This is a genomic window from Alteriqipengyuania sp. (assembly GCF_964222115.1).
GTDB lineage: Bacteria > Pseudomonadota > Alphaproteobacteria > Sphingomonadales > Sphingomonadaceae > Alteriqipengyuania.
The window spans coordinates 77,845-92,220 of the sequence record NZ_CAXQBM010000072.1 but is presented as its reverse complement, the minus strand read 5'-3'; the positions used below and the strand labels follow the sequence as shown (position 1 = coordinate 92,220).

Below are 14,376 nucleotides of genomic sequence, written 5' to 3'. Positions count from 1 at the left end.
CCCCACCCGACCTCCCCCTCAAGGGGGAGGAGAATTCAGGGCACTATTGAGCCTCACCCCCACGGGGTCACGAGATACTTCTCGCCAGTACGCATCTGGCGATATTGCAGCACCGCGTCCTTCTCCAGCATGCCCTCCAGCGTCACCTCGCGGGTGTAGTTGCTTTTGAACGTGGTGGTCAGGTTGTCGAGCACGCGCTGGCGCATCCGCAGCACGGTCTCCATCTCGGCGTTCTGGAGGAACGGCGTGAGCAGCCAGCCGCTCAGCGTCCAGCCGAACCCGTATGCGGGGGTGAGCATCGTCGGGCCGAGGTCCAGCCGCCCGTAGATGTACATCTTCTTCTGCTGGTTAGAGCCGTAGCGGCTGTATTCGCTCATCTTCTTCACTGCGACCTGTTCCATCGCCTTGAAGCAGGTGTCGACCATCTGCCCGCCGCCGATCGGATCGAACCCGAAGAACGCATCGGTCGCGTCGATGGCGCCGCGCAGCTGGTTCATGAAGTCGTCGTCGCATGAATTGACGATATTCTCCGCGCCCATGCCCTTCAGGATATCCGCCTGTTCCTGACGGCGCACGATGTTGACCAGCGGCACGCCGTCTTCCTGGCAGATGCGCACCAGCATCTGGCCGAGGTTGGACGCGGCGGCGGTGTGGAGGATCGATGGCGCGCCTTCCGCCTTGGCGGTTTCGACGAAGCCCAGCGCGGTCATCGGGTTGACGAAGGCACTCGCGCCATCCTTGGCCGAGATATCGCCCAACGGCAGGCACATGGTCGCATCGGCAATAGCGTACTGGCTGAACGCAGTTCCGGGGACGCAGGCCACGCGCTTGCCCAGCAGGGCCTTGGCCATGTCGCTGTCGCCGGTCGCGATCACTTCGCCAGCGCCCTCGTTGCCCACCGGCAGGCGCTGCCCGTGGCGACCCTTGGCGCCCGAATTGAACGGTTCGGGCATCTTGGCGACGATCTTGCCCGGAGAATACTGCGCGTTTTCGAGGTCCGAGGGGCCGGTCAGCAGCGCAAGGTCGCTGGGGTTGATCGGAGCGGCTTCCATCTTGACCAGCACCTGGTTGCCCGTGGGGTCGGGGAACTGCGTTTCCGCGATTTCGACGGTCAGTGTGCCGTCGGATTCCAGCGTCGTGAAGATCTGCTTGCCGGTGGTGGTCATTCCTCATCCCTTTCGTTGCGATTAGAAACTTATTTGTTCGCGACTTAGGCGACCACCGAACCACATACAACCGTCGAACACCCACCCCTAATCCCTCCCTCAAGGGAGGGGCAGCGAGACTTGCGAGCTTGTCTCGCTAGTCGCAGCGGGGTGGGTTTACGGCGCTTCGGGATAGATCGCTTCGACGAAATAGAGCCCGTGGGCTGGGGCGTTGAGGCCGAGTTCCTGCCGGTCGCGCGCGGCGAGTGCCAGCGCGACACGCTCTTCGGGCCAGCGGCCCATGCCGACCAGCGCGACGCAACCGACCATGCTGCGCACCTGATGATGCAGGAAGCTGCGCGCGGCGACGTGCACGCGGATTTCCTCGCCGTCTCGCTCCACATCCAGCCGGTCGAGCGTCTTGACCGGGCTGGCCGACTGGCAATGCGCCGAGCGGAAGGTGGTGAAATCGTGGTGGCCGACCAGCGCCTGCGCGGCGCGGTGCATCGCCTGCGCATCGCACTCGGGCGAGACGAGCCAGGCGCGATCCTTCTCCAGCGCCAGCGGGGCGCGGCGGTTGACGATGCGGTAGAGGTAGCGGCGCCCGATGCAGCTGAACCGCGCGTGCCAGTCTTCCGGCACGACTTCGCAATGCGTCACGGCGATAGGGGCAGGGCGCAGGTGCGCGTTGATTGCCTCGCCCATGCGGAAAGGCGTCAGGTCGCTCTCGACATCGAAATGGCTACGCATGGCGAGCGCGTGGACGCCGGTATCGGTCCGCCCCGCGCTGTGCAGCGTCACGACCTCGCCGGTGACGCCGTTCACCGCTTCTTCGACCGCCTGCTGCACGCTGGGCCCATCCTTCTGCCGTTGCAGGCCGAAGAACGGGGTGCCGTCGAATTCGAGGGTAAGCGCGTAGCGGGTGAGAGCCATGCCACCCTGCTAGGCGAGGCAGCCCGCTACGCAAGCCATCACTTGACGGTCAGGCCCTCCGGCAAGGGCTCGCGCACGCATTTCGCCCCTTCGTCGAAAGTCATGACTTCTTCCGCTTCGCCCGGCTGGGTCTTGCGCGCGACGATCTCCATGCTTGCCAGATCGACGTCGTAGCGCGAGCGAACGCCTTCCTCGTTCAGGTGGTCCATCTTGATGGTCCCATCTTCGAGGCCGAGCGAACAGTTCTCCTGCCCCGGCTCGCACAGGTCAAACGCCTCGTTGGTGAACTGGAGGTAGCGTTTGACCTCTCCATCCATCAGGATGAAGCGCTGGGTCAGCGTAAGGCCCTGCATATTGTCGAAGTTGGGCATGTCGCAGGTGATCAGCCCATCAGAGGTGTCGACCGTCGCAGCAATGTCCTCACCATCGCCAACAGGATTGTCGCTGGCGGGGCCGCCACACGCGCTCAGGGCTGTGCAGGCCACCAATCCGGTAAAAATCGTGCGTTTCATGCTTTTCCCTCCGGGTAATCGCTTGCCGAAGAGATTTCTCACTGCGCGATGCGAAGTCAATCTTGCGCCAGAAGGCTAACGGCCATTGTCATTCTCGTGATGGCCGCATGGTGATTCAGGTGAGCCTTGCGCCATGCTCTATCCCTCTTCCACGCTGGAAATCGGCCATATCCATCGCGGGTTTGCCCGCACGCTGGACGCGGGTGAGACGAAGCGCGCCGGACCCGCATGCTACCGTCAGCTGGTCGTCGAGCACCGTGCCCGGCTCGCCCGAGCCTCCGGTCGCTTCGGCGGCGAGCACCTTCACGCGCTCTCCTTCATATTCGAAGAAAGCTCCCGGCCAGGGCGTGAAGGCGCGCACCTGCCGCTCGACCTGCACTGCATCCTGCTTCCAGTCGATCCGCGCTTCGGCCTTGTCGATCTTGGGCGCATGGGTCGCCTCTGCATCGTCCTGCTCGACCGGGATATGGATCGCGAGGTCGCGCAAGGTGCCGACCATCAGCTGTGCGCCCTTTCGTGCCAACTCGTCGGTCAGCTCGCCTGCGGTCTTATCCGCGATGGGCGTGCGCACGGTCGCCAGCATCGGCCCGGTATCGAGACCCGCTTCCATCTGCATGATGGTCACGCCGGTGCCGGTATCGCCTGCCAGGATGGCGCGCTGGATCGGAGCCGCACCGCGCCAGCGCGGCAGGATACTGGCATGGACGTTGAGGCAGCCGTGCTCCGGCGCATCGAGCACGGCTTGCGGCAGGATCAGCCCATAGGCCGCGACCACGCCGACATCGGCGTCCAGCGCGGCGAAGGCATCCTTCTCCTCCTGCGGTTTAAGCGAGACGGGATGCCGCACGTCGATCCCCAGCCGCTCGGCTGCCTGTTGCACCGGGCTCGGTTGCAGCTTCTTCCCGCGCCCCGCCTTGCGCGGTGGCTGGGTGTAAACGCACACCACCTCGTGCGCGGCATGGACCAGCGCTTCCAGTGTCGGCACCGCGAAATCGGGCGTTCCCATAAAGACGATGCGCATAATTGTGTCGGAGGCCTTTGCTGCGGAAGGACGCTCGCCCTATCTGTCACCCCATGGCATCGCAAGAGATCGAGACGCTGAGTTCCGCGCTGGCCCGGCTGCCCGGGCTTGGCCCGCGTTCGGCGCGGCGCGCGGTGCTGTACCTCGTCAAGAAACGCGAGAGCGCGCTGCCCGCGTTGCTCGATGCGCTGCTGGCGGTGCAGGACACGCTGGAAGAGTGCCGGATCTGCGGCAATGTCGACACGCGCGACCCTTGCGGCATCTGCTCCGACCCGAAGCGCGATACGAAGTCGATCTGCGTGGTCGAGGATGTGGCGGACCTCTGGGCGCTCGACCGGGCGAAGCTGTTTTCGGGCACCTACCACGTGCTGGGCGGGCGGCTTTCCGCGCTGGATGGTGTGCGGCCAGAGGATCTTGCGATCGACAGCCTGCTCGCGCGGGTCGAGGCGGGCCCGGAGTCGGCGGGTGTCGACGAGATTGTGCTGGCGATGAACGCCACGCTGGAGGGTCAGACCACCGCGCATTACCTCGCCGAAAGGCTGGAGCAGTTCCCCGTCCGTATCACGCAACTGGCGCATGGCCTGCCGGTGGGCGGCGAGCTTGATTATCTCGACGAGGGGACGCTGGCGCAGGCCTTGCGAGCAAGGCGACCGCTCGGCTAGCCGCTTGATAGAGCGACAATCCCTGCTTATCTGGGCACAATGGCTATCCGTGAAATCCTTGAAGTGCCGGACCCCCGGCTGAAAACCGTGTCGCAGCCCGTCGAGAAGGACGAGTTCAACGACGATTTGCGCGCGCTTGTCGATGACATGTTCGACACGATGTACGCCGCGCATGGCATCGGCCTTGCCGCGATCCAGGTGGGTGTGCCCAAGCGCCTCCTCGTGATCGACCTGCAACCCGAAGACCCGGACGCCGAACCGATCGAATGCGACCACGATCATGGAGACGAGGGGGGCCACAAGCACACGCACCCCGCGCTCAAGAAAGAGCCGCGGGTCTTCGTGAATCCGGTCATCCTCGATCCGGCGGAAGAGCTTTCGACCTATCAGGAAGGCTGCCTCTCGGTGCCGGAAATCTACGCCGACGTGGATCGCCCCGCGACCTGCACCGTGCGCTATCAGGACCTCGAGGGGAACGAGCATACCGAGGCGATGGAAGGCATGCTGGCGACCTGCATCCAGCACGAGATGGACCACCTCGAAGGCATCCTCTTCATCGACCACCTGAGCCGGTTGAAGCGGCAGATGGCGCTGAAGAAGCTGAAAAAGCTGCGCGTCGCGGCTTAAGCATACCCCAAGTCTATCGTCGCCCCGGACCTGATCCGGGGCCCAGCTTCTTTTTTGCGGAGAAGCGTGGGGCGGGACTGGCGTTCTCGATACGTTCTGTGTAGGCTCGGGTGATGGACCCGACTCTGCTTGCTCTCGTCGCCCTCATCCTCGGCCTGGCCATTGGCGCCGGGGCGGGTTGGTATTTCGGTTCGCGCCCGGCGGCGGAATTGCGTGAGCGGCTGGCCACGCGCGAAGCGGAAGCGAAAGACGCCAACGAGAAGCTTTCGCGCATGGCACCCGAACTCGCCACCATGTCCGAACGGGCAGGGCGGGCCGATGCATTGGCGGAAAGTCTCGACAAGGCGCGTCACGAGCTGGCGACGCTCAATGCCGAGCGTGCGGGGTTCGAGGAGCAGAAGAAGCTCCTCGAGGAAAGCCGCGAGAAACTCCTCAAGGAATTCGAGAACACCGGGGCAAAAGTACTTGGCGCTGCTCAGGAAAAATTCCTCGAGCGCGCCAGTGAGCGGTTCGGCCATTCGGAGAAATCTTCGGAAGAGAAGATCCGTGCATTGCTCGCGCCGGTGGGCGAGCGACTCAAGAAATATGAGGATCAGGTTGCGGCGCTGGAGGAAAAGCGCGGCGATGCCTTTTCGCGGCTCTACCAGCAGATTGCCGATATGCAGCGCGGGCAGGAAGAGGTCCGGCGCGAGGCGCAGCGGTTGGGCAATTCGCTCACCAATGCGCCCAAGGCACGTGGCCGCTGGGGCGAACGGGCCTTGCAGAACGTGCTCGAACAATGCGGATTGGCCGAACACACCGATTTCCACCTCGAGCATTCGCTGGAGACCGAGGAAGGACGGCTGCGGCCAGACGCGATCGTCAACGTGCCCGGCAGCAAGAAGCTGGTGATCGATGCGAAGGTGTCGCTCAATGCCTATCAGGCCGCGTTCGAGGCGGAGGACGAAGAAGAACGCAAACGCCACCTAGAACTCCACGCGAAGTCGATGCGCGGGCACGTACAGACGCTCGGCAGCAAGGGATACCAGAGCCAGTTCGACGACGCGCCCGATTACGTGGTGATGTTCGTCCCCGGCGAGCATTTCGTTGCGGCCGCGCTCGATGCCGATCCCGAACTCTGGGATTTCGCATTCCGCAACAAGGTTTTGCTGGCAACTCCTACCAATCTGGTTGCGATTGCGCGCACGGTTGCGCAGGTCTGGCGGCAGGACACCATCGCCAAGGAAGCAATGGAAATCGGCAAGGCTGGGGCTGAGCTTTACGACCGCCTTGCCATCGCAGCCGAGCATATGAAGCGCGTGGGCGGCGGGCTCGAAACGGCAGTCAACAATTACAACAAGTTCGTCGGTTCGTTCGAACGCAACGTGCTGTCCGCCGGGCGGCGGTTGGCCGACAAGGGCATCGAGATTGGCAAGCGCGAGATCGAAGAAGTCCCGCTGGTCGAAGGCTCGCCGCGCTACACGGCGAAGGATGTAGCTGCTATAGAGGATGGACGGGACGCGGCTGAATAACACGGGCACACGGGGGCGCAGCCATGCGAACATCGAAGATCGGAACGCTGGTACTGGGCGTGGCGGCGCTTTTTTCGGTGGCGACGCCGCTGGCTGCGAAGTCATACCCACCGCGCAACGAATGCACCGCCGATCCGGCAGCAAACAGCTATCACCTCGCGTTCGTGACCGCGGTGGCCAATCGCGATGTCGCCATGCTGCAGGGCCTGATGGGTGAGACGGTCCTGCTCGGTTTCGGGGGCTCCAACGGCCCCGATACGCTCGCCGAATGGCTGGCGAGCCCCGACATAGACATGTGGGCGCAGCTCGACGAGATGGCGCGGCTCGGCTGCGCACTGGGCGATGCGACCGATGGCGGCCACTCGATCATCATACCGTGGATCTGGTCGCAGCCGGTCGAAGAGGTCGACGGGATCGAGGGCTTTACCGCGCTCGGGCCCGATGTACCCTTGCGCGCTGGCCCCTCATCCGACGCGCCGGTGGTGGAGCGGCTGAACTGGCACGCTGTCCAGTTGGTGAGCGGTTGGGGCGGCGATTCCGAATGGCGTGAGGTCGCCCGACCGGGTGGGCCGAGCGGTTACGTGCGCGAGGATCAACTACGCAGCCTGATCGCGCGGCGTCTGGTGGCCGAACAGGTCGATGGAGAATACAAGGCTGCCGTGCTGGTAGCGGGCGACTGATCAGCCCTCAAGGCTCGCGAGCACCTCGTAAGACAGGACTGCGGCTGCCACTGCTGCATTGAGGCTGTCGGCACGCCCGCGCATCGGCATCGTCACCCGCAGGTCGCAGGCCGCCTCGTATTCCTCCGGCAGGCCTTGCGATTCATTGCCGACCAGTACGAAGCATGGTGCCGCATAGGGCGCTCCGCGATAGGGCACGGCTTCGCGCAGGCTCGCCGCTACCAGCTGCCCCGATCCACCTCGTAGCCATGGCACGAATTCCTCCCACCGCGCACGCACCAGCTTCTGCGTGAAGATCGCACCCATGCTGGCGCGCACGGCTTCGACGCCGAAAGGATCGGCACAATCGTCGATCAGGATGAGTCCGCCCGCTCCCACGGCATCCCCGGTGCGCAGCATCGTGCCCAGATTGCCCGGGTCCCTGAGGGCCTGGGCCACCAGCCAGATCGGCGCTACATTGCGATCCACCGTGTCCAGCGAGGTATCCCATTCGGCAAAGGCGCCCGCGACACCTTGCGGGTTATCCTTGCCGGTAATCTTCGAAAGGATGTCGGGCGTGGTTTCGACAATGTCGCCACCAGCGGCCTCGACTGCGCCCTCCAGCGCATCGAGCAGCGGATGCGGATCGCGCCCGCCCTTGCTGTGCGCCGCCTTCACCAGCACTTCGGGCACACGCCCGCTTTCTCGTGCATCGGTCAGCAACCGCAAACCCTCGGCCAGGAAGCGACGATCCCGCTGGCGGTGTTTCTTGTCGCGCAAGGACCGCAGGGCCTTGATCGTGGGATTGGAGAAACTGGTAATTTCGCGGCGCGGCATGGGCTGACAGGCGTGCGGTGCGCCTATTCCTCGCCGAAACCGGTTTCGACCAATTGCGACAGCTCGGCCATCGCGGCGGGCGCATCCTCACCCTCGACAATCAGCATAATCTCGTCGCCGCGAGCCGCACCCAGCATCATAAGATCGAGGATCGAGCGTCCGTCGACCTCACGTTCGCCCTTGGCAACGCGGATTTCTGTCGCATCGGGCCAGCGGCTCGCCACTTCGACCAGTTTTGCACTGGCGCGCGCATGCAGCCCGCGTTCGTTGACGATGGTGATGGCCTTGCGCGTATCGCTCACTGGCTTGCGTCCTTCATTTCCTCGCTCGGGCGGGCGAGGAACTCGGACGCGATCGTGATGTAGTTGCGCCCCGCATCGCGTGCGGCGCGCACCGCGTCGGCGACATTCATTTCGGAGCGGGCCCGGGCGTGGCGGATCAGCATCGGCAGGTTGATCCCGGCGATCACTTCCACCTTGCCGTCCTCCAGCAGGGAGATGGCGAGGTTGGACGGCGTGCCCCCGAACAGGTCGGTGAGGATGATGACGCCCTGGCCCTGGTCCACCTCGGCTATCTTGTCGCTGATTTCCTCGCGGCACGCCTGCGCATCGTCCTGCGGACCGATACAGACCGAGGCAATCGCGGCTTGCGGGCCGACCACATGTTCCATCGCAGAGACGAACTCACGCGCAAGCTGCCCGTGGGTCACCAGAATGAGACCAATCATGGCGCCCTTGTCTAGAAGCCCTTGCGCGCAGCACAAGAGGGCATGATGCGCCTAGGCGGTTTGCATCTCCACCGCGTCGGCTGCCCGGCTGGCCAGGTTGCGGTGCGTGATCGCGGGCAGGAAGCCACTTTCGCGCAGGGCCCGCGCCATCCGTTCTGCCGTATAGACCGAGCGGTGACGACCGCCGGTGCACCCGAATGCGATGTGGACGTAACTTTTCCCCTGCGCCTGGTAACGCGGCAACAGGTCGAGCAACAGGTCGCGGATCCGCGCGAAATTTTCTTCGAACCCGTCGGTCTGCTGCAGGAATGTGGCGACGGGTTCATCCAGCCCGGTCTTCTCGCGCAGATCTTCTTCCCAATGTGGATTTTCGAGGAACCGCATGTCGAAGACCAGGTCGGCAAGCGGCGGCATCCCCCGGGCAAAGCCGAAACTGCTGACGGTAACGGCCAGTTCGGCAGCTTCCTGCGTTTCGAAGTTCTGGCGCACGAACTGCCGCAACTCGTTGGCGGAAAGCAGGCTGGTGTCGATCAGCATGTCGGCCCAGCGCCGTAGGGGATCGAGCAATTCGCGCTCGGCCCGGATCCCGTCCATGGCGGTGCGTCCGTCGGCCAGCGGGTGGCGCCGCCGCGTTTCGTTATAGCGCCGCTCCAGCTCGGTATTATGGCAATCGATGAACTGCGTGGTGAGCTCGAGGTCTTCCCGCTCGGAAAGCCCTTTGACGATGGACACGATCGCGGCCGGCTCGAAACCGCGTGTCCGGGTGTCGAATCCGATCGCGAGCGGCGTGCGATGCTCGCCCGCCAGCACTTCGCGCACCAATGGCTTGAGCAGGCGGATCGGGAAATTGTCGACCGCTTCCCAGCCAAGGTCTTCCAGCACGCGCAGGGTGGTGGTCTTGCCCGCGCCGGACATGCCCGTGACCAGCATGATCTTCTGCCGTTCGCTCATGTCCTCGTCCTTGCAGGCTATCGACGTCGCGGTGTGTTCCGGCCCCCTTTCCTGTGAAAACGGAGAACCGACCAAATCGTTGCGTTCAACCATTGGCGGATTCCTCTTCGGGCATTTCGGGCAGGGCGAGGACGAGGCATGCGCCCGGCTCACCATCGGGCCGGTCCTGCGCGCTCAGGCTGCCGCCGTGCGCCTCCGCAATCGTGCGCGCGATGGCGAGGCCGAGGCCGCTGTGATTGCCGAACCCTTCCTTTTCGGGCCTGTCGGAATGAAACCGCTCGAACACCTTGTCGCGCGCATGCGGTGCAATGCCCGGGCCATCGTCCATCACCATCAGCAGCAGCGCACCGCGATCGTGATCGAGCACGACGCGGACGATTCCTCCATCGGGCGAAAAAGAGCCGGCATTGTCGAGCAGGTTGTCGATCACGCGCTCCAGCCGTTCGGGTACGCCCATGGCGCAGGCGGTGCGGCGTGCATGCTCGAAAACCACCTCCAACCCCGCGTCGAGCCCGCGATTGCGGCGTCGGTCGATGATGTTGCCGACCAGCGACACGAGGTCCACCGGCTCGAAAGTGGCGCGCGAGAGCTCGGCGTCGATCCGGCTCGCGTCCGAGATTTCTGTCACCAGCCGGTCGATCCGGCGCACGTCGTGGGTCGCGATGTCGAGCAATTGCGCTCGCAATTCGGGATCGTCGACATGGCCGAGCGATTCGGTCGCGCTGCGCAAGGATGCGAGGGGGTTCTTTATCTCGTGCGCCACGTCGGCTGCGAAATGTTCGACCGCGTCGATCCGGTGGCGCAGGGCATCGGTCATGTCGGCAACCGCGCGGGCAAGCATCCCGATCTCGTCGCGCCGATCGGGCAGGCGCGGCACCTGCACCTCGCGCTCGCGCCCCAGCCGGACGCGCTGCGCTGCTTTCGACAGGGTTTGCAGCGGGGATACGATGGTCCGCGCAAGGAACAGCGAGAGCATGATCGAAGCGAGCAGGGTGAAGAACACGCCCGTGCCCAGCGTCGAGCGAGCGCGGCGCACCGATTCGGTAATATCGACCGCATTGCGCGTGGTCAGCAGCGTGTCGCCCTGCAATCCGACCGGGGCGGCCGCCGTGATGACGGGCGTGCGGTCCGCGGCCTGCCGCAGCTCGATCTGCGAGATGCCAAGCTCGCGCGCGCGCTGCAGCTCGGGCCAGGAGTTCGCTTCGTTCGATTCGGGCTCGATATAGCGCGGGACCGGTTGTGCGCTGACGACCGTGTCCACGATCTGGTCGAGGAACCGGGCGAAGCGCAGGTCGAAAGGATCGTCGCTGGGATCGTCGAGCGTGAAGGTCGGCTCGCCCAGTTCGAAACTGTCGGCCACCAGCTTGCCGTCGGGATCGAACAGGCGCAGCCGCATGTCCTGTTCCTTCGCGATCTGGAGGAGCAGCGCGTCCTGCCGCTGGCGGGTGGCACCGGCGAGCGCCTCTGCCGTGATCTGTGCCTCGATCCGGGCGAGCTTGTACCTCTCGTCGAGCAGCTGCGCGCGATAGGAATCGAGGTAGACGATCCCGCCGCCAAGCAGCAGCAGCGGCAGGATGTTCACGGCCAGAATGCGGGCGGTGAGCGAAATGCGCGACAAGACACCGACACGCTCCAGCGGGCGCGCGATGCGCCGCACGCCACCAAATTCAGGCATGGTCAGCCATCGCTGAAGCTGTAGCCCGCACCGTAGAGCGTCTCGATCGCGCCAAAGGTGGAATCGACCTGCCGGAACTTGCGCCGCATCCGCTTGATATGGCTGTCGACCGTGCGATCGTCGACGAACACGTCGTCGGGATAGGCCGCATCCATCAACTGGTTGCGGCTCTTGATGACGCCGGGGCGCAGGGCGAGCGCCTCCAGCAGCAGGAATTCGGTGACAGTCAGCGAAACCGGCCTGCCATCCCACGTCACCTGGTGGCGCGCGGGGTCCATCGTGAGGCGACCGCGGCTGAAACTGGCGCGGGACTGGCTCTGTTCGCCACTGCCTTCGCCATCTTCCGGGGTGTCATCGTCCAACCCGCTACGCCGCAGGATGGCGCGAATGCGGGCGACCAACAGGCGCAGGCTGAACGGCTTGGAAATGTAATCGTCCGCGCCCATCTCGAACCCGGCTTCCTCGTCTCGCTCGTCATCCTTGCTGGTGAGGAAGATGACGGGGAGGGCGGAGCGTTCGCGCAGTTTGCCGAGCAGTTCCATCCCGTCCATGCGTGGCATCTTGATGTCGGCCAGGTCCGGCGGATTTTCCGTGAGCGCTCGCAGCGCCGCTTCGCCATCCGAATAGACGCGCGTTTCAAACCCTTCGGCCTGTAGCGCGATGGAGACGGTGGTCAGGATATTGCGATCATCGTCGACCAGTGCGACCACGCGCCGATCGGTACGGCGCAGTGGGGACTGGGGGGGCGAAGCCTGTTCGCTGCTGTCGGTCGTCTGTTCCATATTCGTCACGCCGCCATACTCTGATCGCGCCACTGGCGTAGCGCGTGTCCATGCAAGTCACAACGCACGGGCGGGCGATGTTGCACCGTTTATGATACACCGCGCTGTTTGACGGAACCTGCGCACACGATTATGCGCACAGCACATCGAATCATGCATTCGAATGCGTGTCATGCACAAGCCGGTGCCGCCCAAGAGGCAAAACCGCATAACCGATTAATTTTCAGGAGATTGGCCCCAGTGCCCGCACAGCTGTCTCATAGCCTTGCCGATCAGGGCATCGCGACCGATGCCACGATCCACGCGAACCTCGATTCCGCGCAACTGACCGAGCACGCGCTTCGCAATGGCGAAGGCCGCAAGGCGAAGCACGGGCCGTTGGTGGTGGAGACCGGCAAGCACACCGGACGCAGCGCGAAGGACAAGTTCATCGTCCGCGATGCCGGCACCGAAGATGCGGTGTGGTGGGACAACAACGCCTCGATGACGCCCGATCACTTCGCGGCGCTGAAGGAAGATTTCCTTGCTGCGGTTAAGGGCAAGGATACGCTCTACGTGGCGGACCTGTTCGGCGGTTCGCAGCCCGAGCATCGCGTGAACGTGCGCGTCATCAACGAACTTGCCTGGCACAACCAGTTCATCCGCACGCTGCTGGTCCGCCCGACCGAGGCGGAGCTGGACGGTTTCGTGCCCGAATACACGATCATCGACCTGCCCACTTTCAAGGCCGATCCCGAACGTCACGGCTGCCGCAGCGAAACCGTGATCGCGGTCAACCTGACCGAAAAGCTGATCCTGATCGGCGGCACCAAGTATGCCGGCGAGATGAAGAAGAGCGTGTTCGGCATCCTCAACTACCTGCTGCCGACCAAGGGCGTGATGCCGATGCACTGTTCGGCCAATATCGGCCCGGACGGGAAGAGCGCGGTTTTTTTCGGCCTGTCGGGCACGGGCAAGACTACGCTTTCCGCCGATGCCAGCCGCACGCTGATCGGCGATGACGAGCACGGCTGGTCGGATACCGCCGTGTTCAATTTCGAAGGCGGCTGCTACGCCAAGATGATCCGCCTGAACCCGGAAGCCGAGCCGGAAATCTATGCCACCACCCGCATGGAAGGCACCGTGCTCGAAAACGTGGTGATGGACGAGAATGGCGAGATCGATCTCGACGACAATACGCTCGCCGAGAATACCCGTGGTGCCTATCCGCTGTCCTCGATCCCGAACACCTCGGACGAGAACATGGGCCCGCCGCCCAGCACCGTCATCATGCTGACCGCCGATGCCTTCGGCGTGCTGCCTCCGATCGCGCGCCTCACGCCCGACCAGGCGATGTATCACTTCCTCTCGGGCTACACTGCCAAGGTTGCGGGCACCGAGATCGGCGTGACCGAGCCGGAAGCAACCTTCTCCACCTGTTTCGGGGCGCCGTTCATGCCGCGCCACCCCAGCGTCTATGGCAACCTGCTCAAGAAGCGGATTGCCGAGGGCGGGGCGCAGTGCTGGCTGGTCAACACTGGCTGGACCGGCGGGAAGTACGGCACCGGCCACCGCATGCCGATCAAGGCGACCCGCGCGCTGCTCAACGCCGCGCTCGACGGATCGCTCAACGATGCGGAATTCCGCAAGGACGAGAATTTCGGCTTTGAGGTTCCAGTCGCAGTTCCGGGCGTCGACAGCGCGATCCTCGATCCGCGCTCGACGTGGGCAGATGCGGAGGAGTATGACGCGACCGCACGCAAGCTGGTCCAGCTGTTCGTCGACAATTTCCAGCCCTTCGCGGCGCATGTCGACCAGGGTGTGCGCGACGCTGCGCCGCAGACTGCGAAGCAGGACGCCTGACCCGCTACGACTTTCCGAGCTGGAGAGGAGGGGCCCCGCACGGTGAAAGCCGGAGCGGGGCCCTAAAAATGTCACGGATCGGCCTTAGAGGACGCTGGAACTTTACCCGTCAGGAGTCCGTGCGATGAGCCTCTTCGATTCGATTCTAAAGCAGACCGGTGGCGCGCCGGACGATGTCGTGAACCTTGCCAAGAAGGTCGGCATCGATCCTGCCATGGCCGAAAAGGCGATCGCTGCCCTCGGTCAGGCGCATCCCAAGGAAGGGGATACGGTCGAACTTGCGGCGGGCAAGACCGGCATCGATGCTGGGACGCTGGGCCAGATCGTTCAGCAGATCGGCGGCGAAGGTTCGCTCGGTGAGTATGCGCGGCAGTTGCAGGAACACCCGCAGGCCGCCGGTGTGCTCAAGATGCTCGACAGCGATGGCGATGGCGACGTGATCGACGATATCACGGGCATGGCGGGCAAATTCTTCGGCAAGAAATAGCTTTC

Annotated in this window: 16 protein-coding genes; 6 read left to right on the top strand and 10 right to left on the bottom strand. The window is 64.2% G+C overall.

Annotated features, from left to right (window positions below):
* Positions 1–53 precede the first annotated feature (53 nt).
* The 4 genes from ACEQXE_RS11610 to fmt form a co-directional block, all read right to left on the bottom strand.
* Positions 54–1,166, bottom strand: a complete 1,113-nt coding sequence (locus ACEQXE_RS11610) for a zinc-binding dehydrogenase (protein ID WP_370179508.1) — start codon at positions 1,164–1,166, stop codon at positions 54–56.
* Between the two features lie 156 nt (positions 1,167–1,322).
* Positions 1,323–2,078 (bottom strand): tRNA pseudouridine(38-40) synthase TruA, encoded by a 756-nt coding sequence (gene truA, locus ACEQXE_RS11605; protein WP_370179507.1) that lies wholly within the window; start codon positions 2,076–2,078, stop codon positions 1,323–1,325.
* A gap of 38 nt (positions 2,079–2,116) precedes the next feature.
* Complete coding sequence (locus ACEQXE_RS11600) at positions 2,117–2,590, bottom strand: hypothetical protein (protein ID WP_370179505.1); 474 nt, start codon at positions 2,588–2,590, stop codon at positions 2,117–2,119.
* A gap of 115 nt (positions 2,591–2,705) precedes the next feature.
* Positions 2,706–3,611: a methionyl-tRNA formyltransferase gene (gene fmt / locus ACEQXE_RS11595; RefSeq protein WP_370179504.1), complete on the bottom strand. Its 906-nt coding sequence runs from the start codon at positions 3,609–3,611 to the stop codon at positions 2,706–2,708.
* Positions 3,612–3,664: 53 nt separating this feature from the next.
* Between fmt and recR the strand changes: the two genes are divergently transcribed.
* From recR to ACEQXE_RS11575, 4 genes are all read left to right on the top strand, one after another.
* Complete coding sequence (gene recR / locus ACEQXE_RS11590; protein WP_370179502.1) at positions 3,665–4,273, top strand: recombination mediator RecR; 609 nt, start codon at positions 3,665–3,667, stop codon at positions 4,271–4,273.
* Positions 4,274–4,312: 39 nt separating this feature from the next.
* On the top strand, positions 4,313–4,900 hold the full coding sequence (gene def / locus ACEQXE_RS11585) for a peptide deformylase (protein ID WP_370179500.1): 588 nt from the start codon (positions 4,313–4,315) through the stop codon (positions 4,898–4,900).
* A 113-nt stretch (positions 4,901–5,013) separates the two neighbouring features.
* Positions 5,014–6,411 carry a DNA recombination protein RmuC gene (locus tag ACEQXE_RS11580; RefSeq protein WP_370179514.1) on the top strand — a complete coding sequence of 466 codons (1,398 nt, stop codon included), beginning with the start codon at positions 5,014–5,016 and terminating at the stop codon, positions 6,409–6,411.
* 23 nt (positions 6,412–6,434) lie between these two features.
* Positions 6,435–7,091: a hypothetical protein gene (locus ACEQXE_RS11575; protein WP_370179498.1), complete on the top strand. Its 657-nt coding sequence runs from the start codon at positions 6,435–6,437 to the stop codon at positions 7,089–7,091.
* Here the strand turns inward: ACEQXE_RS11575 and ACEQXE_RS11570 are convergent, their stop codons facing one another.
* From ACEQXE_RS11570 to ACEQXE_RS11545, 6 genes are all read right to left on the bottom strand, one after another.
* Positions 7,092–7,907: a TrmH family RNA methyltransferase gene (locus ACEQXE_RS11570; protein WP_370179496.1), complete on the bottom strand. Its 816-nt coding sequence runs from the start codon at positions 7,905–7,907 to the stop codon at positions 7,092–7,094.
* Positions 7,908–7,930: 23 nt separating this feature from the next.
* The gene (locus tag ACEQXE_RS11565; protein WP_370179494.1) at positions 7,931–8,209 is read right to left on the bottom strand and encodes an HPr family phosphocarrier protein; all 279 of its coding nucleotides are present in this window, start codon (positions 8,207–8,209) and stop codon (positions 7,931–7,933) included.
* Positions 8,206–8,634, bottom strand: a complete 429-nt coding sequence (locus ACEQXE_RS11560) for a PTS sugar transporter subunit IIA (RefSeq protein ID WP_370179492.1) — start codon at positions 8,632–8,634, stop codon at positions 8,206–8,208. Before ACEQXE_RS11560 ends, ACEQXE_RS11565 begins: the two co-directional genes overlap by 4 nt.
* 51 nt (positions 8,635–8,685) lie before the next feature.
* A complete protein-coding gene (rapZ, locus tag ACEQXE_RS11555) occupies positions 8,686–9,585 on the bottom strand; it encodes an RNase adapter RapZ (RefSeq protein ID WP_370179490.1) in 900 nt (299 codons plus the stop codon).
* Between the two features lie 85 nt (positions 9,586–9,670).
* Complete coding sequence (locus ACEQXE_RS11550; RefSeq protein WP_370179488.1) at positions 9,671–11,260, bottom strand: stimulus-sensing domain-containing protein; 1,590 nt, start codon at positions 11,258–11,260, stop codon at positions 9,671–9,673.
* A gap of 2 nt (positions 11,261–11,262) precedes the next feature.
* Positions 11,263–12,042, bottom strand: a complete 780-nt coding sequence (locus ACEQXE_RS11545) for a response regulator transcription factor (protein ID WP_370179512.1) — start codon at positions 12,040–12,042, stop codon at positions 11,263–11,265.
* 240 nt (positions 12,043–12,282) lie between these two features.
* Here ACEQXE_RS11545 and ACEQXE_RS11540 point away from each other — a divergent pair, with 240 nt between their 5' ends.
* Positions 12,283–13,884, top strand: a complete 1,602-nt coding sequence (locus ACEQXE_RS11540) for a phosphoenolpyruvate carboxykinase (RefSeq protein WP_370179486.1) — start codon at positions 12,283–12,285, stop codon at positions 13,882–13,884.
* A gap of 124 nt (positions 13,885–14,008) precedes the next feature.
* Positions 14,009–14,371, top strand: a complete 363-nt coding sequence (locus ACEQXE_RS11535) for a hypothetical protein (protein WP_370179484.1) — start codon at positions 14,009–14,011, stop codon at positions 14,369–14,371.
* Positions 14,372–14,376 lie beyond the last annotated feature (5 nt).